Origin of the sequence: Pseudolabrys sp. FHR47 (assembly GCF_005153485.1) — a bacterium.
In the GTDB taxonomy this organism is placed as follows: Bacteria; Pseudomonadota; Alphaproteobacteria; order Rhizobiales; family Xanthobacteraceae; genus Pseudolabrys.
The window spans coordinates 995001-1019870 of record NZ_CP039740.1 but is presented as its reverse complement, the minus strand read 5'-3'; the positions used below and the strand labels follow the sequence as shown (position 1 = coordinate 1019870).

Below are 24870 nucleotides of genomic sequence, written 5' to 3'. Positions count from 1 at the left end.
ACATTGCGGCGGGAACACCAAGGTTTCCTCGAATCGCCAGCCGCTAGTTCCCAATTAACATACGTCTTCTACATTTGGAGTACAGTAAAAAGACATTAAACTGGATTGCGACTCCCTAACTCCGCACCGCAATACATTCGAGACCATAGAAAGACTTGGATTGGCCGCGATCGGGCAGTTACCGCTCCCGATATTCAACGCCAATATAATGTTAAATAGGGTCGTTTCGGGGATCGCCACCGCCGGCTCGCCTCCGGGGCGATCAACGCTTTGTTTATCATTCTAGATTGTCATGTCTGAGCCACGACCCTCTTAACGGCTCATTATCCGGAATCGGCAAAATTGGGTGGAACCCGCCGAGAACCACAACGCACGACAATAGCGACAGCAATCTGTTTTCCGAATTCCAAATCGCGCGATTGATCGTTCGGTCTCAAGGCCAGGAATGAAAAACTCGACCATCAATTTGCGCGACCTGCTCATCCTCGTCGCCGACCCGAATTCTTACCTGCGCCGTGTCATCAACGGCATGCTGCGCGGTTTCGGCGCCAACAAGGTTATGGAAGTCGACAGTGCCACCGGTCTGTTTCAGGCACTGACAAGCCAGAAGGTCGACATCCTGCTGTGCGACATGCGACTGCCCCCGCACGGCGGTCTGAAGCTCACGCGCACCATCCGCCGCAACGCCGACAATGAAAACCGCACCATGCCGATTCTGCTGATGTCGAGCGACACCAGCGAATCGACCGTGAAGAACGCTCGCGATGCCGGCGCCAACATCGTGGTCGCAAAGCCGATGTCGCCGAGCGGCCTCTACGACCGCCTGGGCTGGATCGTGTTCAACCCGCGTCCCTTCGTCGACTGCGCGACCTATTTCGGCCCGGATCGCCGGTTCAAGATCGAGGGCTATCCGGGCGGCGTCGGCCGCCGCAAGGGCGACAAAGTGATCGAAGTCGCTGCGGAAGAAGGCCCGAGCCTCAACCAGAACGACATCGATAGCCTGTTCTCGAACGCCCGCGCAGGACAAGACTGATGGCCAAGCAAGGCGACACGGAAGCCAACATCTTCTACGCCGACACGCGGTTCGAGCGGATGGCCCGGCGTCCCGGTGGCGTCAGCCGCGAGGAGGCGATCGAGCGCGCACAGAGCGCGGTCCAGGAACTCAAAACCGATTTCATCGCCTGGATCGACGAGCAACTCGGCGAGCTCAGCATCACTCTGGACGACCTGGCCCATAATCCCGGCAACAAGGCAGCCTTGGAGCGTGCGCATCAGAAGAGTGCCTATCTCCGCGATGTGGGCGGCACCATGGGCTATACGCTGGTGACCTTCGTCGCCTCGACGTTATGCGACATCCTCGACGCCTATATCGCAGGTGCGCCGTTCGACAAGAACGTCACCGACTGCCATATGGATGCTTTCTTGCTCGCTCGCACCGACGAATACCGTCACATGCGTCCGCAGGAAGTGCCGGAACTGGCCAAAGGCCTGCTCCGTGTGGTCGAGGTTTCGAGCATCGTGCCGCCCGTCGACGGCAAGGAATAAGCAATCGCGGCGGCTCAGCTAGGCCGCTTGCTGCGCTGGAATGCGATGACCTGCGCTGCGGTTTCGGGCTTGAGCTTATTGTAGATTGTGCGGCAATTGTCGACCGTATCGGCGGCGAGCCCGCTGCGGCCAGCGCACAACATCAGGATAGCGCGCGTCGTCGCCCAGGACAGACCAATCGCCTTGGCGACCAGCAGAATCGTTTCTTCACGATCGAAAATCATGGCGCGCTCGACAAGGTTCAGCGGCATATCCCCCATCATCGACAGCGCTACTGCCGTCTCCTCGAACTTGCCTGCGCGCGCAAAGGCATCGACATCACGTTCGGTGAGGTTGTCCGCGCGCTTCATGTTCTCGATGAGGTCGCGCGCAGCAGTATAGTCGTGAGACAGCACGGCCTTCATCTGAATGTCGGAGGCGACCTTGTCGACGACGCTCTCGACATGGCTGGCGATCTCGGGATGCGCGGTTTGCAGCGCCTCACGCACCGCGTTCGATGCCGTCGAGAGGAGACGCAGGAAGTGCTGGCGCGGAATCTCCGGCCGGGCTCCGACCGTACGTGCCAATTCGTCGTCGCCCTGGGAGCGCTTCACCAGCCGCAGATAGCCGGTTTCGGAGAACCGGGCACCCTTGTTACGGGCAACGTTGAGAGCAACATCGCGGTCACCGCGCTCAACCAACACGTCCGTAACTGTTTCGGCGATTTCCTTGCGGTTCGAGATCGCCATGAGATGCGGCTGGCTCTTGGTGCGGGCGGTCTCGACCAGCGAGGCATTGTCGATGCGGCTGGATTCAGCAAGCACGGGTCCGGCCACGGAAATATCGTCGTCCATCGCCAGGTCGCGAATGACGCCAACCGGCGCATTCGGCACCGATTTGAGCCGCTCCGCCAATGCCGCACGCGCCGATGTCTCGATGTCCGCCATCAGATGGCGAAACACCTGATCGAACATCTTGACGTGATCTTCCGAGAAATGGCTGGAGCCGAATACGAACAGGTCGGTCACCCGACGCAGCGTCTTGGCGCGCTTGTCGGCCGGCCCATTGGTGAGCACTTCTTCCAACTCGGTGAGGAAGGCATTATTCGACATTTGCGTCTCCTATGCCGGGGGCCAAGGCGTCAGTAAACGACGTCAAGGCCGATCTCCGCCACCTGTTCGGGTGAAACTTCGGGCAACATCACGTCATCCAGATCCGGCTGCAGGCGGCTGAGCAACCGTTCCTTGAGGTCGGCGACCGTGATGTCACCAATGACGGTGTGGCCAAGCCGCGCGCGCGCTTCCCCGCTTTCGGGAGTCGAAGGGTGCGCCTGAGCATACCGGGCCAGCGTTTCGGCGAGCGCCTCAAACTCCTGCTTCAAGCGGTCGAAGCTCTGCAGAACAACAACAGTGTCGCGGTCAGGCTTATGGCTCATAACAAAGTCCGTCACGCGCCCGACCGTCTCGTCGAGGCGCCAGACATTGTCGAGCATCATGGCGGCCAGCACCGCCAGGAACGCGCTCACATCGTTGTCTGCATCTTCCGCTGCCACGAATCTACCTCTGCCCGATTCAACGTCCGGTTCGCTTACGACAGCTTGCCGATAACCGCTTCGATCTTGTCGCGCAAAATCGCCGATGTGAAGGGCTTGACCAGGTAGTTGTTCACGCCGGCCTGCGCGGCCTTGACCACCAGTTCGCGGTCGCCGCGGCCGGTGAGCATGATGAAGGGCACCTTGCGGGCGACCGGATGACCGCGCACCGCGCGCAGCAGGCCGAGCCCGTCCATCTCCGGCATGTTGTAGTCGGAAATGATCAGGTCGAGCGGCTGCACCGCTGCCGTTTCCATCGCCTGAACGCCGTTCTCCGCCTCGTGGATGTGGCGGAAACCGATCTCTTCGAGCGCCATGCGGGTCATTTGCCGCACGCTGTTCTGGTCGTCGACGACGAGAACCTTGATTGCTCCGGGTACTGGCATCTTCTTACACTCCTTAAAGCGGACCGCGTTTGTTTGTTCTAGTTCAAGGCGGGTTGAGCCGCTCTGCTGGTTGCGTGGTTGGTGATGGGCGTCTGGGCGGCGAGATCGGCCAACTTCTCGACGTCGAGAATGAAGGCGACCCGGCCGTTGCCGAGAATCGTCGCCGCGGCAATGCCGGGAACGGCGCCGTAGCTTTCCTCAATGCTCTTGATCACGACCTGCTGGTGGCCGAGCAACTCGTCGACCACCAGGCCGATACGCGAGCCGTCACCGTTGTCTGTCACGATCACGACGCGCTCGCTATTATTGCCGGGCGCCGACTCGACACCGAGCAGGTCCGACAGCAGGATGATCGGTACGAACTCGCCGCGCAATTGCAGCATCCCGTGGGTGCCGATCAGGGCGCTGATTTCGCCGCGCGACGGCCGCAAGCATTCGACGATCGCCGACAACGGCATGACATAGGTCTGCGTCCCGACCTTGATCACCATGCCGTCCATCACCGCGAGCGTCAGTGGCAGAGCGAGCTGGATGGTCATGCCTTGACCACGCACCGACTTCAGCGTGATGCGCCCGCCGAGATCCTGAATATTGCTGCGCACGACGTCCATGCCGACGCCGCGGCCGGAGATGTCCGATATCACCTCGGCGGTCGAGAAACCCGGCATCATGATCAGATTATTGATTTCGTCCTCGGTGAGTTGCGCGTCGGAACCAACGAGGCCCTTCTCGCGCGCGATCTTGAGCACACGCTCAGAGTTGATGCCAGCGCCATCATCCTTGATTTCGATAACGATGCGGCCGCCACGGTGCTCAGCGGAAAGACGGATCACGCCTTCCTCCGGCTTGCCGGCAGCGATGCGCGCCGCCGGCGCCTCGACGCCGTGGTCGACAGAATTGCGGATGATGTGCGTGAGCGGATCGCCAAGGCGCTCGATGATCGAGCGGTCGACCTCGGTGGTTTCACCGTGCATTTCCAGACGCACCTTCTTGTGCGTCTTGGCCGCCACCTCGCGGACCAGTCGCGGCATGCGCTGAAACACCGAGCCGACCGGCTGGGCGCGCATGGACATCACGCTGTCCTTGAGTTCACGCGTGTGATGCGCGACCTCATCGAGAATCTGAATCAGGCGCATGCTGGTCGATTCCGGCAGGTCCTGCACGATCTGGCCCAGCATGGCCTGCGAGATCACGAGTTCGCCGACCATGTTGACGACGCGGTCGATACGGTCGAGCTCAATACGGGTCGTGGTTGCCGCGGGCTTGCCGCGGCCGGCACCGCCACCCGTTTCACCTTCCGGCTTCGCGGCAACGGGCTTTATCTCGGCCTTCGGGGCCGGCATGGCAAGCGCCACAGGAGGCGCCTCGATCACCGGCAGAGTCGCGATTGCTTCCGGCATTACCGGGTCGGTGACAGCGGCCATCGGCGTGGCAGCGACAGGCGGCGCCTCTTCTTCGATCGACAGATCGCAGTCACCCATCACGAATTCGAACACTTCGTCGACTTTGGCGCGCTTCTCTTCCGTTCGCAGCGTGATCGTCCACCACAGATAGGGGACGTCGACTTCGAGCTCCGACAGCGCGGGCAGATTATCGGAATTGGCTTCTATTTCCGCCTCGCCAAGCTTACGCAGCTCACGAAGCACATAGAGCGGCTCATTGGCCTTCTTCAGCATTTCCGGCTTCGGCCGGAACACGATCTTGTAGACGCTGCGGCCATCGCAAGCAGGGGGCTCGTCGGCGGCCAAGTCGTCGAGATTGACGGCAACCGGCATGAAGTCGAGGCCCTCGAACTCGGCCGGAGCGATATCGCCGTCGCCGCCAGCGCTGCCGCCCCCCTGCTCGATGATCTGTTCGAGACCACTGCGCACCTCGGCGCCGAAGCCCTCGGCAATGGTTTCACCGCCGCGCGACATCTGCACCAGGTCGGAGAGCACGTCGCTCGCTGACAGCAGGACATCGAGATTTTCCGGCGTCGCCGTGAGGCTGCCGTTGCGTAGGCCGTCGAGCACTGTCTCGAAGACATGGGCAAATTCGACAAGCTGTTCGAAGCCGAAGATTCCGGCGCCACCCTTGACCGAGTGAACCCCGCGAAACACGGCATTGATCGTCTCGTCATTGCCCTCGCCCGACCGGATGTCGGTGAGACCAATCTCGATCTGCTGCATCGCTTCGTCGCATTCGTCGAAGAATGTCTTCTTCAGATCGTCCAAGCTTGCCATGTCGTCGAGCCTTGTCAGTCAGCCTTGGTTCATCGAGCGGTTCAGGGCGCCACTTTACGTACGGTGGCGACAAGACGGTCCGGATCGAATGGCTTGACCATCCAACCGGTAGCACCGGCCTCGCGGGCCAGATTCTTCTTGTCGCCGTCGCTTTCAGTGGTGAGCACGAGGATCGGCTTTGATTTGTAGGCCGGGTCCTTGCGCAGATTTCGGATTACCTCATAGCCATCCATGCGCGGCATGTTGATGTCGGTGATGATGACATCGACTTCCGCCGTTTCCTTCGCGAGCACGTCAAGGCCGTCCTGACCGTCAACGGCCTGGATGACGTCAAAGCCCGCTTCGACAAGCGTGAGCATCAGCATGTCGCGAATCGTCTTCGAGTCGTCGATGGTGAGAATTCGCTTACTCATGACCTTCTCGCTAATTGGAGGAAGTTCGTCGTCGGTAATGACCGTGATTTGCGCCGGCGCGGCGCTCGTGTCCTCGCCGGAGTATTCCTTTGCGTCGGCAGGTTGGCTGTGGTCGAGATAGGTCTTCCAATCCAAACCGAAATCTTCGAAAGCGGCCACGAAGGCCGCCGAAGGATCTTTGATTCTGATGCTGTCGCTTCCGCGCACCGCCGACAGAATCACTTGCGTACAGGGCAAGGTGAGCACTTCGACGTCGGACGCATCGAGCGCGAGCGGCGCGTCGCCTCTCGTTCGCTGCCGCATCTGCTCGAGAAACATCTCGGCGGCAGCCTGATCGAGGGCGCCCGGCAGTTTCAGCGTATTCTGTTCGGCGTTGATCATATTCGGCTCACTTATGCCCGGACCGCGGATTTGGCGGAGGACTCGCAGGCTTCCATGATCGCGTCAGCCATGTGCGAGAGCGACACCTGCTTCATGACGGCGCCGCGCTCGAATGCCACGCGCGGCATGCCATAGATGAGGGCCGAGCTTTCGTCCTGGCCGAGCGTGTATGCGCCGGCCTTGCGCATGGCGAGCAGGCCTTCCGCGCCGTCCTTGCCCATACCCGTAAGGATTGCTCCGACGGCACCGCGACCGACGGTATCGGCGACCGAGCGGAACAGCACATCGACCGAAGGCCTGTGGCCGGAGACAGGCGCCGATTCGCTCAGCGTGCAGCGATATTGATTCGAGACCCGCACGACCTCGAGATGATGCGAGCCGGGCGCAATATAGACGTGCCCCGGTTCAATCGGATCGTTGTGCTTGGCCTCGGAGACCCTCATTGGACATTCGCGGTTGAGCCGCTCGGCAAAAGCCGCGGTGAATCGCGGCGGCATGTGTTGGGTGACGACAATCGGCGGGCATTGTGCCGGAAGGTCCATTAATACCGTCTTTAGAGCTTCGACACCGCCCGTCGAAGCGCCGATGGCCACGAGCTTTTCCCCGCCGGCGCTGTAAATTCGTGTCGTCGTCTTGCGCGAAACCGACGGCGCCGCACCGCGTCCGATTCGCGCGCGTGCGGCCTGCTTGACCTTGGCGCGCAATTCACCGGCAATCTCCGTCAATCCGTGCGCCACGTCGTGAACCGGTTTGGCGATGAAATCGACAGCGCCTATTTCCAGCGCCTCGAGTGTGGTTTCGGCACCCGCCTGCGTGAGGGTCGAGACCATCACGACCGGCATCGGTCGCAACGTCATGATTTTGCGCAGGAAGGTGACGCCGTCCATGTTCGGCATCTCGACGTCAAGCGTCACCACATCCGGATTGAGCGCCTTGATACGATCGCGGGCAATCAGCGGATCGCCAGCGGTGCCGACGACCTCGATCTCCGGATCCTCCGACAGCAGCATCGACAGAAGCTGACGGATGACGGCGGAATCGTCGACGATGAGAACCTTGATTTTCTTGTCCATTGGCGTTTCCTGAAATCAGTCGAACAGCGTAATTTCGCCGCCGGTCTGGCGTTTCGAGATACGGCTGACGTATTCCTTTTCCTCGCGCGCGACCGCCGGCGACTCGCCGGAGCCGAGCAGGCGACGGATCACCTTGCCGGTCGAAGGCGTGTAATGGATGCGGCGCGGCAGGTTGCCGCGCAAATCCTGGGCGACGCAGCGAAGCCCTTCGGCCTCGAGATAGCGCAGTATGAAGTCCGAGTTGTCGGTGCCGATGGCATTTTGCGTATCGGTAACGTTACCGCCGCCGAAAACCTTGATCTCGAGCGAATTGCGGGAACAACCGGCCTTCAGCAGTTCGTTGATGAGCTTTTCCATCGCGAAATTGCCGAAGCGCGTCGACTGCATGTCGCCGGCCCAGTTGCCGGCCTTCGAATGCGGCAGCATGAAATGATTCATCCCACCAATGCCGAGCTTCGGATCGCGGATACAGGCGGCAACGCATGAGCCGAGAATGGTGACGAGAACTTCGTCCGGCTTCGAGGTGACGTAGTATTCGCCGGGGAACACCTTCACCATCCATGTCTGGCTCACGGCGTCGAAGAACTTGCGCGAGGCGAAGGCCGCGCTGGTGTCCGATCCCGGGTCACTCGACCGCGCAATTGTGGCGATACTCATCAAACCCTCCGGTAAATGGTGCGGCCGACCAGACTGATGCCGGGATGCGCGCCGTTGAGCGATTCCGAATGCCCGATGTACAGGAAGCCGCCGGGTCTGATCTTTTCAGTGAAGCGTTCGATCAGCTGCGCCTTGGTCGGAGCGTCGAAATAGATCATGACGTTGCGGCAGAAAATGGCGTCGAATGGCCCCTTGAACGGCCACGTCTCCATCAGATTGAGCCGCTTGAACGCGATCAGGCTGCGTACGCTTCGGTTCACCACCAGCGTGTTGGCTTTGCCGGGCACCCGCTCGAAATATTCCTGGTAGGCACGCGGGACTTCGTCGAGCGAGTTTTCCGGATATTCGCCGCGGGTACCGCGCGCGACCATCTCGGTATCGATGTCGGTGGCGAGGATGCGGACATCCTGACGTTCGACGTCGCGGATTTCGCGCTTGAGCACCATGGCGATGGTGTGCGGCTCCTCACCGCTCGAGCAGCCGGCCGACCAGACGCGCAGACGGCCCGTCGAGCGATTACGGCTGAACGGAATGGCGATCTCGTCACGGAAGTGGTCGAAGTGATGCGACTCGCGGAAGAATTTTGTCAGGTTCGTCGAGATCGCATTGATGAAATTTTCGCGCTCGCTCTCGGTCGCCTCGAGATACTCGCGATAATCGCTGAACGACTTCATGCCGAGGACGCGGAGCCGGCGCGACAGGCGGCTGTAGACAAGATTGCGCTTGCTGTCGGAAAGGGCGATACCGGCAAATTGATAGGCGAGATCGACCAGGCCGCGGAAATCGGCATCCGAGAACTGGAACTCGCGCGCCGAGTCGTTGACGTCAGGCAACGCGAAGGTCGCGGAGGCGGCGGCGCCGGCTTTGCCAATCGATTTCGATGCAGTTGACTGCAGGGCCTTCATCGTTAGTGCTCTTTCCACGCCTCAGCGGATGCCGACGGCACGGTCCCTTGTCTGATGATCGCGACAGAAGCGGCCGCAAGCAAAACATCCGCAAAGCCACCACAAGCTGTGAACCATCGCCTCATTGAGAATTCTCGATTCCTGCTTCCGTTAGAGTCCGGGCCGCTAGATAGCGGCCCGGAAATTCATGTTCGTCCGTTGCGCGACTGATCAGAATTCCTTCCAGTCGTCGGTGTTGACGGCCTTGGCGAGGGCGGTCTGCATGCTGCGCGCCGGACCGGCATTGACGGTCTTGCGGACCGGCACGGCCTTGGCCGGCGCAGCGGGCTTGGCAGAAGCGACCTTGGCGACAGCCGGCTTGGCCACCGGTCGGGCGGGTTCGGCCCGCGTGGTCGCCGCCGGCTTGTAGCCTTGAGCGTCGTGACCGGCCGCGATCTGAAAGAACGCGACCTGCTCGTCCATCGATTTGGCCTGATGCTCCAGCGTCTTGGCGGTGGCGGCGTTCTCCTCGACCAAAGCCGAGTTCTGCTGCGTCACCTCGTCCATCTGGTTCAGCGCACGGTTAATCTCGTCGATGCCGGTGGCCTGCTCGGCCGAGGCATTGGCGATTTCCGACACCACCGACGCCACCTTCTTGATCGATTCCACGATCTCGGTCAGCGACTGGCCGGCGCGGTTGACCAGATCGACGCCATCCTTCACCTGACCATTCGAGTTGGTGATCAGGTCCTTGATGTCTTTCGCCGCCTGCGACGAGCGCTGCGCCAGGCTGCGCACTTCGGAGGCGACCACGGCGAAGCCACGGCCGGCTTCGCCGGCGCGGGCCGCTTCGACAGCCGCGTTGAGGGCCAAGAGGTTGGTTTGGCGCGCGATCTCGTCGATGACACCGATGATGTCCGAAATCTTGCGCGATGATTCTTCGATCTTCGCCATGGCATCGACCGCCTTGGCGACGACCTGACCGCCGCGATCGGCGACCTCGCGGGTGGCGTTGGCGTCCTGGTTGGCGAGCTGGGCGTTCTCGGCGTTCTTGCGCACGGTGGCGGCGAGCTCTTCCATAGCAGCCGAGGTCTCTTCGAGGCTGGCGGCCTGCTCTTCGGTGCGCTGCGACAGATCCGTGGTCGAGGCGGCGATCTCGGCCGAGGCGTTGGTGACCTCGCGGCCCGAGGCCTTGATCTCGGCGATGGTGGCTGAGACCTTCTGCGCCATGGCTTCGACGGCGTGGGCGATCTGGCCGACTTCGTCCTTGCGCTCCGCGCCCGGCACCTGGATGGCGAAGTTGCCCTCCGCAACACTCTCAAGCGGACGAATCAAGGCCCGCAGCGGACGCGCGATCATCACGGTGCCAAGCAAGGCGGTGAGGGCGATAACACCGATCGTTACGATGCCGAGGACGATCGTGACGAGGGTCGCAAAGCTCACGGCCTGCTGCGCTTCGGCTTTGGATTCTTCCGCAGTCTTGGTCGTCGCAACGACGATCTCGTCGGTCATCTTGATGATGGCCTGGGCGGCCGGGATAGCCAGAGTCGCGCCCTTGGACGCGGAATCTTCCAGTTCGGCAATCCGCGCTTTGTCGGCTTCCGACAAGGCGCTTCCCTTAGCTTTATCCTGAATGGCGATGATCTCGCGGCGGCCGGCCTGAAGGTCTCCAACGACTTTGGCGTAGATCGCGCTGTTCGCCTTCATCTGCTTCGTCTGCTCGATCCGCGCGGGAATCGTGGTCGTCGAAGCGATGTGGTCGACCTTCTCGATGAACTCGGCGTAGGCCTTCTTGTATTCGTCAAACTGCGTTTCGAGAGACTTGATATCGTTTGCTTGGCGAATGTAGGTGGCGGCGATCCGCATTCCGCGGACCGCACCCTTGGCCAGGGCCGCATCGAGCGCGAGATCAGTCCGGCGGTCCGTGTTGATATTGGCCTGCTGAATGTGCGCGCCGGTCAGTAACTGGCTGACGATCAGGATACCGACAAGAAGGATCGTGATACCCGACATGATCGCCAATTTGGCACCAATGCGGATATTCGAAAGGCGGGGCATTTTCAGGAAGCTCCAGGGCAGAGGAAGTCTGGTCTTGATCACAAAGAATGCGGAGATTCTTCACCCCCGCACGCCGCCGTCAGTGCTCGGTTGCGCCCTCGTCCTGCACCGTGAGCAGGTTGGGTAGGTCGATCAGCGCGATCATCACGTTGTCGTGGGTCACAAGGCCGGAAAGGAAATCGGTCTGCTGGGCGTTGCCGGTGCGCGGCACCTTCTGGATTTGCGACGCGTCGACCGAGACAATGTCGAGCACCCGATCGCCGATCAGCCCGATCTGGCGCCCGCCGATCTGGACGATAATGACGATGTGCAGCGGAGTTGTTTCAGTGAGGCCCTGGCCGAAGCGACAGCGCAGGTCGACGATCGGCACGATGGCGCCGCGAAGGTTGAGCACGCCGCGAACATATTCGGGCTGCTTCGGCAGGTGGGTAATGTCCGACCAGCCCTTGATTTCGCGAACCGCCATGATGTCGACGCCATACTGGTCGTCACCGATGGCGAAGCTGATGAACTGGGTCTGATTGCCCGCGACTTGCGCGCCAGCCGATCCGTTCCACTCGGCCGGCTGAACGGTGGGAGCAGCGTCTTGCGAAACGGCTATCTGGCTCATGAGATCGTGACTCACCCGTAGTGGCCCTTCACAAGGCCTGTGACCAAGAACGCCGATCCGGTCACACCTCAGCGAACGTCCAGTACTGGTGGAAATTCACAAGGCGCCGTCGGCTGCGGGTCTCGCGCGCGCGATTCCCACACGACCACTGTATTTACGCGCCATGAGTAAAGACTTTACGAGGCCCTAGAAGTGGACCGATCAATCAAATTAATAAAATAGATTAAACTTTACGAAATTCTAACCATTGTGGCGGCGGCCATGAGCCGCCGCCTGGCACTCCGGTCTGGAATTAGAATTCCTTCCAGTCATCGGTGTTGACGGCCTTGGCGAGTGCGGTCTGCATACTGCGCGCCGGACCGGCATTGACGGTCTTGCGGACCGGCACGGCCTTGGCAGGCGCGGCCGGCTTGGCAGAAGCGACCTTGGCGGCGGCGAGCTTGGCCACCGACCGGACCGGTTCGGCCCGCGTGGCGGCAGCCGGTTTGTAGCCCTGAGCATCGTGACCGGACGCGATCTGGAAGAACGCGACCTGTTCGTCCATCGACTTGGCCTGATGCTCCAGCGTCTTGGCGGTGGCGGCGTTCTCCTCGACCAAAGCCGAGTTCTGCTGCGTCACTTCGTCCATCTGATTCAGCGCGCGGTTGATCTCGTCGATGCCGGTGGCCTGCTCGGCCGAGGCATTGGCGATCTCCGACACCACCGACGCCACCTTCTTGATCGATTCCACGATCTCGGTCAGCGACTGGCCGGCGCGGTTCACCAGATCGACACCGTCCTTCACCTGGCCGTTCGAATTAGTGATCAGGTCCTTGATGTCCTTCGCCGCCTGCGACGAGCGTTGCGCCAGGCTGCGCACCTCCGAGGCGACCACGGCGAAGCCGCGGCCGGCTTCGCCGGCACGGGCCGCTTCGACAGCCGCGTTGAGGGCCAAGAGGTTGGTCTGGCGCGCGATCTCGTCGATGACGCCGATAATGTCCGAAATCTTGCGCGAGGACTCCTCGATCTTCGCCATGGCGTCGACCGCCTTGGCGACAACCTGACCGCCGCGATCGGCGACCTCGCGGGTGGCATTGGCATCCTGGTTGGCGAGCTGGGCGTTCTCGGCATTCTTGCGCACGGTGGCGGCAAGCTCTTCCATCGCCGCCGAAGTCTCCTCCAGGCTCGCGGCCTGCTCCTCGGTGCGCTGCGACAGGTCGGTGGTCGAGGCGGCGATCTCGGCCGAGGCGTTGGTGACCTCGCGGCCGGAGGCCTTGATTTCGGCGATGGTGGCCGAGACCTTCTGCGCCATGGCCTCGACGGCATGCGCGATCTGGCCGACTTCATCCTTGCGATCGGCACCCGGCACCTGGATCGCGAAGTTGCCCTCCGCAACGCTCTCCAGCGGACGGATCAGCGCCCGCAGCGGACGCGCAATCATGGATACGCCCAGGAAAGCAGTCGCGATCAGAACCACGCCGGCAAGAATACCGAGTCCAATGGCCAGCTGATTGGCAAAAGCGCGGGCTTCGTCAGCCTCCGCCTGCGCCGCGTGGCGAGCTGCGGCAGCTGACTGGGTCAACTCGTCGAGCAGCTTCTCCGCTTCGGCGGCTGCCGGCGCCGCATCCACGGCGATTCCGATCTGCTGGGCATCGAGCATATCGATGTCCATGCCGAGCATCAGGTATTCGTTGGCGTTGTGAACGCCGACCTGTTTCTGCTTGGCTTCGGTACCAAATCGCTCGGTTTTCACCGGAACGACTTCCTCCATGACCTTCAGGTATTTCTCACTCGCCGCAACGAGCTTCTCGAGTCGGGTGCGATCTTCGGCGTTCGTCACGCGCCCGGCGAGCGGAATCGCTTCGTCGCGAAGTTCCTTCATCCGCGCCTTCGTTACGACCACTGCCTTCTGCATATCGACGGGATTACGGGCGACCAGGATCTGCTGGCCCGCCAGTTGCAAGCCGCGCAGCGACACCTTCGCCACCATGATGTTTCGACCAATTTCCCCCTGCGCGTCGGCCCTGGCATCCGACTGCGCCACAAGATAGCTGCCGGATAGCTGACCCGCGATCATGCCCGCGACCAGCAGAAGACTCAGGCCGGACATAATCGCCAGCTTCGTGCCGATACGAATGTCGGAAAGTCGAATCATCACTATCCCCCCTTGACCGGAATTCCGCGCGCTTGGCTGCGCGCAGGTCCGGATGCCAACGGATTCCAGCCTCTTCGTGCCGGCCGTTCTCGCGGCGAGACCCAATACGGCTGAGTGGACACGCCGGATATCCATACCCGCCAATGAATTTACGGGGAGTTGCTAAGCAGAATCCTACCAGCGGAAATATTTCTGGCGGTTCCGGCTAACAAAATGAGCTTCTTAAAAAATTAATCTATCGTTAGCAGACAGCGGCGGCCGCTTGAATGTGGCCGCCGCTGCTGTCGTTTCGATCCTAGAATTCTTTCCAGTCGTCGGCGTTGACCGCGGTCGCAAGTGCGGTCTGCATGTTGCGTGCCGGGCTTGGGTGAGCCGCAGCGCGCTTCTTGTCAGCCTTGTCCGGCGCCATCTCGACAGCCGGTGCCTTGGCAACAGTTGCGATTGCCGGCTTCTTGGCCGCTGGCGCGGACCTGACCGCCGGCGCCGCCGACTCGGTGCGGGCCGGTGCCGAGACAATGTCGTGGCCGGCCGCGATCTTGAAGACCGAGACCTGCTCGTCCATCGCCTTGGCCTGATGTTCCAGCGTCTTGGCGGTGGCCGCATTTTCCTCGACCAAAGCCGAGTTCTGCTGCGTCACCTCGTCCATCTGGGTGAGAGCCTTGTTGATCTGGTCGATGCCGGTCGCCTGTTCAGCAGAGGCGTTTGCGATATCCGAGACGACAACCGCGACCTTCTTGATCGACTCCACGATTTCGGTCAGCGACTCACCGGCCTTGTTGACCAGTTCAACGCCGTCCTTCACCTGACCGTTCGAATTCGTGATCAGGTCCTTGATGTCCTTCGCCGCCTGCGAGGAGCGCTGGGCGAGGCTACGGACTTCCGAAGCGACCACCGCAAAGCCGCGACCGGCCTCACCGGCGCGGGCCGCTTCCACAGCCGCATTGAGCGCCAAAAGGTTGGTCTGACGCGCGATCTCGTCGATGACACCGATGATGTCGGAGATCTTGCGCGAAGAGTCCTCAATCTTGGCCATCGCGTCGACCGCCTTCGCGACGACGGCGCCGCCGCGATCCGCAACCTCTCGGGTCGCATTGGCGTCCTGGTTGGCGAGTGCGGCGTTCTCGGCGTTTCGCCGGACGGTCGCAGCAAGCTCTTCCATCGCGGCTGAAGTCTCTTCGAGACTTGCGGCCTGCTCTTCGGTGCGTTGCGACAGGTCGGTGGTCGACGTCGAGATTTCAGCCGAAGCGTTGGTGACCTCGCGGCCCGAGGCCTTGATCTCGGCTATCGTGCTCGACACCTTATGAGCCATGCCCTGTACCGCATTGGCGATCTGACCGACCTCGTCCTTGCGGTCGGTACCGGGAATCTCGACAACGAAGTTGCCGCTGGAAATCTCCTCGAGAGGCTTGACCATGGCCTTGAGCGGACGCGCGATGGTCAGAGCGCCGAAGAATGCTGCGCCGATCATCAGCATGACCGCCACCAGACCGACCGACAGTCCGATCCATTCTGCCGTAGCCATCGCACTGGCGGCCTCCTGGGCTTCGCGATTCGCCAGTCGCTCCGCGACCTCTCCGGTCTTTTCGAGCACACTCATGAGTTCGGCAGCGATCGGCAGCGTGCGCTCGCGAGCGAAAGTTTCGGCCTGCGCGTTGATACCAGCGATTTTCGCCGACTTGTCGGCGTCGCTCGAAGCACCGAGTGCGATAGCGTCGTTGCGGATCATGGAAATCTGCTTGGCGCCATCGGCATAGGCGTCGACGAGCTTGCGCGCCTTGTCGAGAAACCCCTTGATCTCGGCGTCACGGGTCTTCTCGAAAATCGGGTCAATGTACTTGTGGGCGACGGCTTGCTGGTCCGTCAGAAACTTGACGGCGCGAGCCATCGCCTCGGGAGTTTGCGCGAGCCGAATGTCGCGGACGCCGATTTGCATCCCATTCTCAGCGGCCTTGGCTGACTGGACGTCCCGCGCAGCGTGCAGTTCGTGGGCCGCTTCGTTGTTCGCTTCCTTGATGTGCTGATTGCTCCACATCATCGAGCCAATCAAGCACGCCACCAACAGAATGCTGATGCCCGAGATGGCCGACAATTTGAAGCCGATGCTCAGATTCGACAGCCGGAACATTGCGTATCCCCCAAGATGGTTTTCGTGCAGCGGCGCCCGTGCCTGGAACGGCAAAGACGTATTATGATTCAGTGCACGCCTTCGACGTCCGAAAGCGCGAGAAGGCTGGGCAGGTCGATCAACGCGATCATGCCGTCCTCGACCGTGACGAGGCCGGAGAGGAAGTCGGTCTGGTGACGGCTGTCGGTGCGCGGTACTTTCTGGATTTCCGACGCGCCGACCGAAACGATGTCGAGCACGCGATCGCCGATCAGGCCGATCTGGCGGCCGTCGATCTGAACGATGATGACGATATGCAGCGGCGTGGTTTCGGTGAGACCTTGACCGAACCGGCAACGCAGGTCGACGATCGGCACGATGGCCCCGCGCAGATTGAGCACGCCGCGAACATATTCGGGCTGCTTGGGCAGGTGGGTGATATCCGACCAGCCCTTGATCTCGCGAACCGCCATGATGTCGACGCCATACTGGTCGTCACCGATCGCGAAGCTGATGAACTGGGTTTGCGACGCGGCGGCCTGCGCAGCAGCAGTTACCGCGGCGTCGGGCAAAGGATTGGTCGCGACGATATCGGCTGCGGCAGTCTGGTTCATGATCCCCTCTCGTTTCCTCGCGCGACTGGCGTACGATTGACGCTACTTGCGCTCTTGCCATCGCGTATTTGTCTTGGCGACGTGCAATTCACATAAGAGTCCGGCAATAGAAGTTGTCTTATGGTATTAGGATGGCGCTGAGTGTTCGGTGTAATTTGATGCAAATTTTTCGCATCAAAACGGAACGCAATCGCGATTGCAGATGACGTTTAGCGGTTGTTAACTTTCAGCGTGCCGGCCGCGACAGCCAAAATCTGAGGTAAGAATCTGCGATCTCTATATTTTTGCGCGGCTGTTTTCGCGCGAGGAGCTGTCACGCCGGTCTTGGCGTGCCCTGGCGGCCGACGAAAAATATTTCACCGCAGCCTTGTGTCGCCGTCCGCGGGTTTCCGATCGCCTCTCGGATGCCCTGCGAATCCCCGCATGGCGCACTCGCCTAAGGTCGGCGATTCGGCGTTCCGGGCCCGCCCCGCAGTCAATAAGGCGCGTCATAATAGGGTGTTAATTCAAATTTGCTGTTGTAGCTGGGACGTCCAGCCAAAACCGGGCGTCGGGCCTCGTGAGTACAGAGGTATTCCGCGCAGGAACGCAGATGTCGATGGCTACGCAGTCACTGATCATGGAGCTCGATGCCGCGCTCAGCAAGGCAACGAACCATCGTCAATTGGAGATTCTGCGTCGGGTCACCGACCTTTTCGTCATTGGCGCCGATAAATATACCGATGAGCAGGTCGAGATTTTTGACGACGTCATCGCCCGCCTGATCGCGAAAATGGACCAGCGCGCATTGCGGGAATTGTCGGCACGTCTGGCCGACGTCGCCAATCCGCCCAAGGGCGTGGTGGCGCACCTCTCCGGCTCGGACGACATTGCGATTTCGGGGCCGGCTTTGGAAAAGTCGGAGGGCATTAGCGATGAGGCCCTGGTAAGCATCGCGAGCAGCAAGAGCCAGAAGCACCTCAAGGCGATCGCCGGCCGTCCGAAACTGAGCGAGGTTGTCACCGACGTCCTGGTCGACCGCGGGGACTCGGAAGTCTCGCGGCGCGTCAGCGCCAATCTCGGCGCCCGGCTGTCGGAGATGGGTTTCGTCAAGCTGATCAATCGCGCCAAAAAGGACCGCAACCTGGCCGATGCCATCGCGATGCGGGATGACCTGCCGCCGGAACTCGTGCCGTTCCTCAAGCTGGCGCTCGAGCCGCAATAGGCCGAAGTCGAGGCCACCCTTCCCGGCTGGCCCAAATCGTCTCCAAGTATCCCGTTCTGCCAAGCTGGCCAAATACCTCGGTCAGGCGGTGTTTTGCCTCGACACTGTCGCTGGGTCGCTGCCTTCGCGGGGGCACATTCGCCCCAAAACGACTTAGGGCCCTGCCGAAGCCGGCGGGGCCCTAAGTCGTGCGCTCATGTTGGTTGCGGGGGCAGGATTTGAACCTGCGACCTTCAGGTTATGAGCCTGACGAGCTACCGGGCTGCTCCACCCCGCGTTAAACCTGCTCATTTGAGCTGGAAAGCGACCGCTCCGGCCCGGCGGCTTGGCCTCGGGCTTGAACGCGTGCCGGGGCTATGTAGCAATGGCCGGGCCGGATGGGAAGGGCAAAAACGGCCTTATTTCATCAACTTGTCACTTAATCACGGGAAAAGGCCGCTATGGCAGAGACCGGTGCAAGCGGCCCGAAACGAGAGAAGAAGCGCCCCCAAAAGGTCGCCCCGGCGGACGAAATGCCCAGTCCAGCCCCGGGACTCGGCGGGGGTCTCGCCAGGGCCGCAGTTGCCGTTCTCGACGATGCCCGTACGGCCCTGACAGACCCCAAGCTGACCGAGGCCGAAGCCGTTCACGACTTGCGCAAGGCGCTGAAACGCTGGCGCGCCCTGATGCGCCTGTTATCGGGGCCGGTCGGCGAACCGGCCGACCGGATGCGGATCGAAGCCCGCGACCTGATGCGAGCATTGTCCGTAACCCGCGATGCCCAGGCAGCGCTCGATGCTCTGGCCGATCTTAGCAAATCGAAACTGCCGTTTTCCGCGACATCGACGAAGACGATAGAGGCGCGGCTCACGAAGCTGCGCGGCGAGGCGGAAGCCGCAGGGTTCACGCCCGAGCTGCGCCAGCGCATAACCCAGTATCTCGATTTTGCAGCGATGACGGTGGAGCGCTGGGGGCTGGCCTCCATCCCCTTCGGCGCGATCGCCGATGAGCTGACCTATACCTATCGCCGTGCGCGCCAGCTCATTCCGGGCGAGTGGCCTGAAGCCGAGGCGGAAGAGCTTCATAAGCTGCGCAAGCGCGTCGTCGAACATCGCCATCAAATGGAATTGCTCGAGCCGCTCTGGCCAAAACTCGTCAGGCTTTGGGCTGAGGAGGCGCAGCGGCTGCGCGAGCGGCTTGGCGCGATTCAAGACCTTACCGTACTCCAAAGCTTCACTGCGCCGCATGGTCCACTTGCGCCATGGCGCACCAAGCTCGCACCCCTGATCGCTGAACGGCGCGAGCGTCATCTCATGGCGGCGGCCAAAATTACCGGCCGACTTCTTGCCGAAAAACCAAAGGCCTTTCGTGCGCGCATCAGCGCGCTGTGGGACGCGCGGCAGGTGAACGGTCAATAGCCGTACAAAGGAAAAGCCGCCGCGGATCCCCCACGGCGGCTTCCTTGTTTTTGGAGGGCAGCTCCAAAAACAAAACGGCCACCATCTCTGACGGCCGTTTTTCGAATGCCTCAATGCCTGCCCCTTGTAGTCAGGCAGGGGTGGGGTGGCAAGGTTTTACGACCCCGCCCCGATCACGATTTTGTGCCATTTTATGTCGAAAAATCAATTAGTTATCTGGAAGGACCGAGTTCCATTACAGCCGGAAGACCCGCTCCGCCGTGGTCTGGAAGAAGGCCTTCTTGTCGGCGTCGCTGATGGGTAATGCATCCTGGGCGCGAACTTCGTCGTGGACATACTGATACGGGTAATCCATCGCGTACATCACACGATCCATGCCGATCACGGACTGGGTGAAGCCGATCGCCGGCGCCCAGGGCATGCCGCTGGTCGTGTAATAGAAGTTGTCGCGCAGATACGCGCTGACCGGCTTCTTCAAAGGCTTGAGGAAATCATAGCGGCCCGACGACACGGTGCCGCGATGCATGTAGTCGAGGCGGAAGAGCCAGAACGGCAGCGCTTCGCCCAGATGGCCAAGGATCACCGTGAGATCGGGATAGCGATCAAACACGCCCTTCACGATCAGCCGAAGCGCGTGCAATCCGGTCTCGACCGCGAAGCCGTAAAGCGCGCCATCGAGACCCGACTCCAGAAACGGCTCGATCATCTTCTTCGACGGCGTGTTGGGATGCAGATAGACAGGCACCTTCAGCGCGGTGGCCGCCTCGAAGATCGGGTAGAACTTCGGATCGTCGAGATATTCGCCGAGTGTGTGCGAGTTGATGATGACGCCCTTCATGCCGAGCTTGGTGACGGCGCGCTCCAGTTCTTTCGCGGCCTCCGCCGGATTCTGCGGCGCGACGGCAGCCAGCGCGGCAAAGCGCGTCGGATGCCGTCGCACCGCTTCGGCGGCCTGATCGTTAGCCAGCCTGGCCATTGCCACGGCGGCGTCGGGCTTGAGTACCTGCACGCCGGGCGACGTCAGCGACAATATCTGCATGTCGATGCCGGCCGAATCCATGTCCGCTAGCCGGCGTTCACCGAGGTCCTGCAGGCGCTCGCTGACATTGCGCGCGCGTTCGCTCGGATGGCCGAGATAGTAACCGATCAGGCTGTTGAAACCCGGATCGTCGACGGATCCCGACGCGACCAGTTCGCGATACATGCGGTGAAGCTCGGACGGAATGAAGGCTTCTTCGGTCGCGATACGGCGATAGCCTTTGGCGGGCCCGACAGGCGAAACGGTCGACATGCTTGAACACTCCCGGTCTTGCAAGGACGCGGAGTGTAGAAGCATTTCTCGCTCAAGGTCGAGCGCCGCGGTGCGGGCGACGCACATGTGAATCATATGGGGCCTTTGCCCACTCGCCGTGGGACAAATCGCGACACTCCGATCCTGTCGCCTTTTGTCGTGCACGCACTTGCTTCGACTGCGGTTCGGCGATGAAATGGCGGCACCAAGAACAAAGTTATCGGGAGGATTTCCATGCGTCGGATCGCGTATGCCGTGTCGGCTGCACTGCTTGCCGTCATTTCGTGGATCGGAGTTTCGCAGCCGGCGCTCGCCTATCCGGATCGGCCGATCCGGCTGATCGTGGTGTTCCCGCCTGGCGGCAGCAGCGATTCGATGGCGCGCATCGTGCAGAACTTCGTTGAAAAGCAGCTCGGGCAATCGATCGTCATTGAGAACCGTCCCGGCGCTGGTGGTGCCGTGGGGCTCGAAGTGCTGAAGAAAGCCGAACCCGACGGCTATACGATCGCCATGGCCGGCGCCGGCGCGCTGGTGACGGACGTCGAATCCAGGCAGGCCAGCTACGATCCGCGCAAGGACTTCACGCCAATCACCGGTATCGGCTCGTCGCCCTTCCTCCTGGCGGCCTCCAAGTCGTTCGGCGAGAAGCCGTTGAAAGACGTGATCGCCATCGGCAAGAAACGAGGCGCTTCGCTGATCGCGCACGGCGGCAACGGCACGCTGATGCATCTCACGGCCGAGATGTTCAACCAGCAAGCCGGCACCTATTTCGACCTGGTGCCCTCGCGCGGCATGGCGCCGGTGTTGAACGACCTCATTGGCGGCCATATCCCGCTCGGCATTCTCGATCCGCCGACGGCAAAAGGCGCGATCGACGGCGGGCAGATCAATGTCATCGCCATTACATCGAAGGCGCGCTTCAGCATTCTGCCCAATATTCCGACGATGGCAGAAGCCGGCTTGCCGGGCTTCGAGGCGGCGGGCTGGTTCGGTATTGTTGCGCCGCGCGGCGTGCCGGATGCGGTCGCATCCAAACTGAACGCAGCCTTCGTCGCTGCACTCAAGGATCCGACCATCGCCGAGAAGATCCGCTCACTCGGCAGCGAACCCATGCCGATGACGTCGGCGCAGTTTCGCTCCTACATCGACGCCGAAATCGAGAAGTGGGCGGCGGTGAGCAAGGCCGCGGGAAAGCCGGCGAAATGACGAAAGGGACCTCCTCGTTGCGCGCAGAACGCGCGCAACGATAGGCACACGGCATCGCACGCTGCATCGCCCCACAACGAAAAAACCCTCCGCGCGAACGCGGAGGGTTTTTTTAGTCGATCATCGTTTTGAAGAAGTCTTCGTTTTTGGCAGGACTGGCAGCGACCTACTCTTCCGAGCCTTGAGACTCAGTACCATTGGCGCTGGGGAGTTTTACGGCCGAGTTCGAGATGGGATCGGGTACAGGCCCCCGCTAAGGCCACCAGTCCGGCGAAAAACGAAGTGAAGCAAACTGTTTTCTAATCTACGTCTTTTCCACTTCATGCCTTGCGGCATGAGATGGGATCCGTAGCCACGACACCGCTTCGCAGCGGCGCGTGAGCATTGGAAATGAGAGCAATCAAGCCAATCGAGCTATTAGTACCGGTAAGCTACACGCATTACTGCGCTTCCACACCCGGCCTATCAACGTGGTGGTCTACCACGGCTCTCAAGGGAGAACTCGTTTCGAGGTGGGTTTCTCGCTTAGATGCCTTCAGCGATTATCCCGTCCGTACATAGCTACGCTGCATTGCGGCTGGCGCCACAACAGCTCCACCAGAGGTACGTTCATCCCGGTCCTCTCGTACTAGGGACAAATCCTCTCAATTCTCCTACACCCACGGCAGATAGGGACCGAACTGTCTCACGACGTTCTGAACCCAACTCACGTACCACTTTAATTGGCGAACAGCCAAACCCTTGGGACCTGCTCCAGCCCCAGGATGTGATGAGTCGACATCGAGGTGCCAAACGATGCCGTCGATATGGACTCTTGGGCATCATCAGCCTGTTATCCCCGGCGTACCTTTTATCCGTTGAGCGATGGCCCTTCCACACGGGACCACCGGATCACTATGACCGACTTTCGTCTCTGCTCGGCTTGTTGGCCTTACAGTCAGGCAGGCTTATGCCATTGCACTCAACGAGCGATTTCCGACCGCTCTGAGCCTACCGTCGCACGCCTCCGTTACTCTTTGGGAGGCGACCGCCCCAGTCAAACTACCCACCATGCAATGTCCTGGCCCCGGATAACGGGACGCAGTTAGACAGCCGTAACCGTCAGGCTGGTATTTCACATTGCGACTCCACCCGAGCTGGCGCCCGAGCTTCAAAGTCTACCAGCTATCCTACACAAACAGTCACAGATGCCATTGCAAAGCTATAGTAAAGGTGCACGGGGTCTTTCCGTCTAACCGCAGGAACCCCGCATCTTCACGGGGAATTCAGTTTCACTGGGCCTATGTTGGAGACAGCGGGGAAGTCGTTACGCCATTCGTGCAGGTCGGAACTTACCCGACAAGGAATTTCGCTACCTTAGGACCGTTATAGTTACGGCCGCCGTTTACCGGGGCTTCGATTCAAGGCTTGCACCCCTCCTCTTAACCTTCCGGCACCGGGCAGGCGTCAGACCCTATACGTCCTCTTCCGAGTTCGCAGAGCCCTGTGTTTTTGTTAAACAGTCGCCACCCCCTGGTCTGTGCCACCCCTCGATGGTTGCCCAACGAGAGGTCCTCCTTATCCCGAAGTTACGGAGGTAATTTGCCGAGTTCCTTCAACATAGTTCGCCCAAACGCCTTGGTATTCTCTACCAGTCCACCTGTGTCGGTTTCGGGTACGGTCTATGTGGGAGCTATTTCCTGGAACTCCTTCGCGGCCCTCAGAATCCAATAACCGAGGACAACTTACAGAATTCGTCACTACCCACTGGCTGCAGAATATTAACTGCATTCCCATCGACTACGCCTTTCGGCCTCGCCTTAGGGACCGGCTAACCCTGCGCAGATTAGCTTTACGCAGGAACCCTTGGACTTTCGGCGGGAGTGTCTTTCACACTCCTTTTCGTTACTCGTGCCAGCATTCGCACTTCCGATACCTCCAGGAGCCCTCACGGGTCTCCCTTCACAGGCTTACGGAACGTTCCGCTACCGCTCATCTTGCGATGAACCTAAAGCTTCGGCTCGTGGCTTGAGCCCCGTTACATTTTCGGCGCAGGAACCCTTAATTAGACCAGTGAGCTGTTACGCTTTCTTTAAAGGATGGCTGCTTCTAAGCCAACCTCCTGGTTGTTATGGGATTCCCACATCCTTTCACACTTAGCCACGAATTAGGGGCCTTAGCTGTTAGTCAGGGTTTTTTCCCTCTCCACAATGGACGTTAGCACCCACTGTGTGACTCCCGGATAGTACTTATGAGTATTCGGAGTTTGGTTAGGTTTGGTAAGACGGTAAGTCCCCCTAGCCTATCCAGTGCTCTACCCCTCACAGTATTCGTCCGAGGCGATACCTAAATATCTTTCGCGGAAAACCAGCTATTTCCCAGTTTGGTTGGCCTTTCACCCCTAGCCACAGTTCATCCGAGGCTTTTTCAACAGACACCGGTTCGGTCCTCCAGTGGGTGTTACCCCACCTTCAACCTGACCATGGCTAGATCACTAGGTTTCGGGTCTAATCCGACGAACTGAACGCCCTGTTCAGACTCGCTTTCGCTGCGCCTACGCCTATCGGCTTAAGCTTGCTCGTCAAATTAAGTCGCTGGCCCATTATACAAAAGGTACGATGTCACCCAGAACGTATCTTGGGCTCCATCTGTTTGTAAGCATTCGGTTTCAGGTCTCTTTCACTCCCCTCGTCGGGGTGCTTTTCACCTTTCCCTCACGGTACTAGTTCGCTATCGGTCGCTGAGGAGTACTTAGGCTTGGAGGGTGGTCCCCCCACGTTCAGACAGGATTTCACGTGTCCCGCCCTACTCGAGAATAATCCTTCGCGTTACGCATACGGGGCTGTCACCCACTAAGGCGCGTCGTTCCAAACGCTTCTGCTTGTCTTAGGATTATTACTGGCCTGGTCCGCGTTCGCTCGCCACTACTAGCGGAGTCTCTGTTGATGTCCTTTCCTCCGGGTACTGAGATGTTTCAGTTCTCCGGGTTAGCTTGAAATCCCCTATTTTATTCAGAGATCTCATACTTCCTTTTGATAACGGAAATCCGAAGTCCCCGATCTCTTTCGAAATCGAGAACCTCAGAATTCCGTTATCGGAAGTGGGTTTCCCCATTCGGAAATCCGCGGATCAAAGCTTCTTC

At 60.5% G+C, this 24870-nt stretch carries 19 protein-coding genes, 1 tRNA gene, 2 rRNA genes and 1 pseudogene (1 of these 23 cut by a window edge); 5 read left to right on the top strand and 18 right to left on the bottom strand.

Translation table 11 applies throughout. The features are described 5' to 3' along the window. The first annotated feature begins 445 nt into the window (after positions 1–445). Both E8Q40_RS05035 and E8Q40_RS05030 read left to right on the top strand, forming a co-directional pair. Positions 446–1033, top strand: a complete 588-nt coding sequence (locus E8Q40_RS05035; protein ID WP_137043345.1) for a response regulator — start codon at positions 446–448, stop codon at positions 1031–1033. Next, on the top strand, positions 1033–1545 hold the full coding sequence (locus E8Q40_RS05030) for a hypothetical protein (protein WP_137043344.1): 513 nt from the start codon (positions 1033–1035) through the stop codon (positions 1543–1545). The genes E8Q40_RS05035 and E8Q40_RS05030 overlap by 1 nt, the downstream gene beginning before the upstream one ends. A gap of 14 nt (positions 1546–1559) precedes the next feature. Here the strand turns inward: E8Q40_RS05030 and E8Q40_RS05025 are convergent, their stop codons facing one another. The 14 genes and pseudogenes from E8Q40_RS05025 to E8Q40_RS04965 all read right to left on the bottom strand — a co-directional run bounded on the left by E8Q40_RS05025 (position 1560) and on the right by E8Q40_RS04965 (position 16651). Beyond that, positions 1560–2636 carry a DUF2336 domain-containing protein gene (locus tag E8Q40_RS05025; RefSeq protein WP_137043343.1) on the bottom strand — a complete coding sequence of 359 codons (1077 nt, stop codon included), beginning with the start codon at positions 2634–2636 and terminating at the stop codon, positions 1560–1562. Between the two features lie 29 nt (positions 2637–2665). Beyond that, entirely contained in the window at positions 2666–3076 is a 411-nt protein-coding gene (locus E8Q40_RS05020; protein ID WP_137043342.1) for a hypothetical protein, read from the bottom strand. 35 nt (positions 3077–3111) lie between these two features. Further along, positions 3112–3501: a response regulator gene (locus E8Q40_RS05015; RefSeq protein ID WP_137043341.1), complete on the bottom strand. Its 390-nt coding sequence runs from the start codon at positions 3499–3501 to the stop codon at positions 3112–3114. 38 nt (positions 3502–3539) lie between these two features. Next, positions 3540–5723, bottom strand: a complete 2184-nt coding sequence (locus tag E8Q40_RS05010; protein WP_137043340.1) for a chemotaxis protein CheA — start codon at positions 5721–5723, stop codon at positions 3540–3542. A gap of 41 nt (positions 5724–5764) precedes the next feature. Then, the gene (locus tag E8Q40_RS22185; protein WP_246663075.1) at positions 5765–6136 is read right to left on the bottom strand and encodes a response regulator; all 372 of its coding nucleotides are present in this window, start codon (positions 6134–6136) and stop codon (positions 5765–5767) included. 189 nt (positions 6137–6325) lie between these two features. After that, a pseudogene (locus E8Q40_RS22180) lies at positions 6326–6439 on the bottom strand (hypothetical protein); the annotation flags it as partial. A gap of 89 nt (positions 6440–6528) precedes the next feature. Next, positions 6529–7590, bottom strand: a complete 1062-nt coding sequence (locus E8Q40_RS05000) for a chemotaxis response regulator protein-glutamate methylesterase (protein WP_137043338.1) — start codon at positions 7588–7590, stop codon at positions 6529–6531. Positions 7591–7605: 15 nt separating this feature from the next. Further along, positions 7606–8247 (bottom strand): chemoreceptor glutamine deamidase CheD, encoded by a 642-nt coding sequence (locus tag E8Q40_RS04995; protein WP_137043337.1) that lies wholly within the window; start codon positions 8245–8247, stop codon positions 7606–7608. Then, entirely contained in the window at positions 8247–9152 is a 906-nt protein-coding gene (locus E8Q40_RS04990) for a protein-glutamate O-methyltransferase CheR (RefSeq protein WP_137043336.1), read from the bottom strand. Before E8Q40_RS04990 ends, E8Q40_RS04995 begins: the two co-directional genes overlap by 1 nt. Positions 9153–9362: 210 nt before the next feature. Further along, entirely contained in the window at positions 9363–11189 is a 1827-nt protein-coding gene (locus E8Q40_RS04985) for a methyl-accepting chemotaxis protein (RefSeq protein WP_137043335.1), read from the bottom strand. A gap of 79 nt (positions 11190–11268) precedes the next feature. Next, positions 11269–11799: a chemotaxis protein CheW gene (locus E8Q40_RS04980; RefSeq protein WP_137043334.1), complete on the bottom strand. Its 531-nt coding sequence runs from the start codon at positions 11797–11799 to the stop codon at positions 11269–11271. 292 nt (positions 11800–12091) lie between these two features. Further along, positions 12092–13933 carry a methyl-accepting chemotaxis protein gene (locus tag E8Q40_RS04975; protein WP_168197737.1) on the bottom strand — a complete coding sequence of 614 codons (1842 nt, stop codon included), beginning with the start codon at positions 13931–13933 and terminating at the stop codon, positions 12092–12094. A 295-nt stretch (positions 13934–14228) separates the two neighbouring features. Beyond that, positions 14229–16058, bottom strand: a complete 1830-nt coding sequence (locus E8Q40_RS22105; protein ID WP_137043332.1) for a methyl-accepting chemotaxis protein — start codon at positions 16056–16058, stop codon at positions 14229–14231. Positions 16059–16126: 68 nt separating this feature from the next. Further along, a complete protein-coding gene (locus E8Q40_RS04965) occupies positions 16127–16651 on the bottom strand; it encodes a chemotaxis protein CheW (RefSeq protein ID WP_137043331.1) in 525 nt (174 codons plus the stop codon). Positions 16652–17243: 592 nt separating this feature from the next. Here E8Q40_RS04965 and E8Q40_RS04960 point away from each other — a divergent pair. Then, complete coding sequence (locus tag E8Q40_RS04960) at positions 17244–17855, top strand: DUF2336 domain-containing protein (RefSeq protein WP_137043330.1); 612 nt, start codon at positions 17244–17246, stop codon at positions 17853–17855. Between the two features lie 200 nt (positions 17856–18055). On the opposite strand, the gene E8Q40_RS04955 is transcribed toward E8Q40_RS04960, so the two are convergent. Beyond that, positions 18056–18132, bottom strand: a tRNA-Met gene (locus tag E8Q40_RS04955). Positions 18133–18295: 163 nt separating this feature from the next. Between E8Q40_RS04955 and E8Q40_RS04950 the strand changes: the two genes are divergently transcribed. Then, positions 18296–19252 (top strand): CHAD domain-containing protein, encoded by a 957-nt coding sequence (locus tag E8Q40_RS04950; protein ID WP_137043329.1) that lies wholly within the window; start codon positions 18296–18298, stop codon positions 19250–19252. A gap of 235 nt (positions 19253–19487) precedes the next feature. Here E8Q40_RS04950 and E8Q40_RS04945 read toward each other — a convergent pair whose 3' ends face one another. Then, positions 19488–20543, bottom strand: a complete 1056-nt coding sequence (locus tag E8Q40_RS04945) for an amidohydrolase family protein (RefSeq protein WP_137043328.1) — start codon at positions 20541–20543, stop codon at positions 19488–19490. Between the two features lie 234 nt (positions 20544–20777). Between E8Q40_RS04945 and E8Q40_RS04940 the strand changes: the two genes are divergently transcribed. Then, on the top strand, positions 20778–21749 hold the full coding sequence (locus tag E8Q40_RS04940; protein WP_137043327.1) for a tripartite tricarboxylate transporter substrate binding protein: 972 nt from the start codon (positions 20778–20780) through the stop codon (positions 21747–21749). 153 nt (positions 21750–21902) lie between these two features. Here E8Q40_RS04940 and rrf read toward each other — a convergent pair. Both rrf and E8Q40_RS04930 read right to left on the bottom strand, forming a co-directional pair. After that, positions 21903–22016, bottom strand: a 5S ribosomal RNA gene (gene rrf / locus E8Q40_RS04935). Positions 22017–22145: 129 nt separating this feature from the next. Beyond that, a 23S ribosomal RNA gene (locus E8Q40_RS04930) occupies positions 22146–24870 on the bottom strand (it continues 90 nt past the right edge of the window).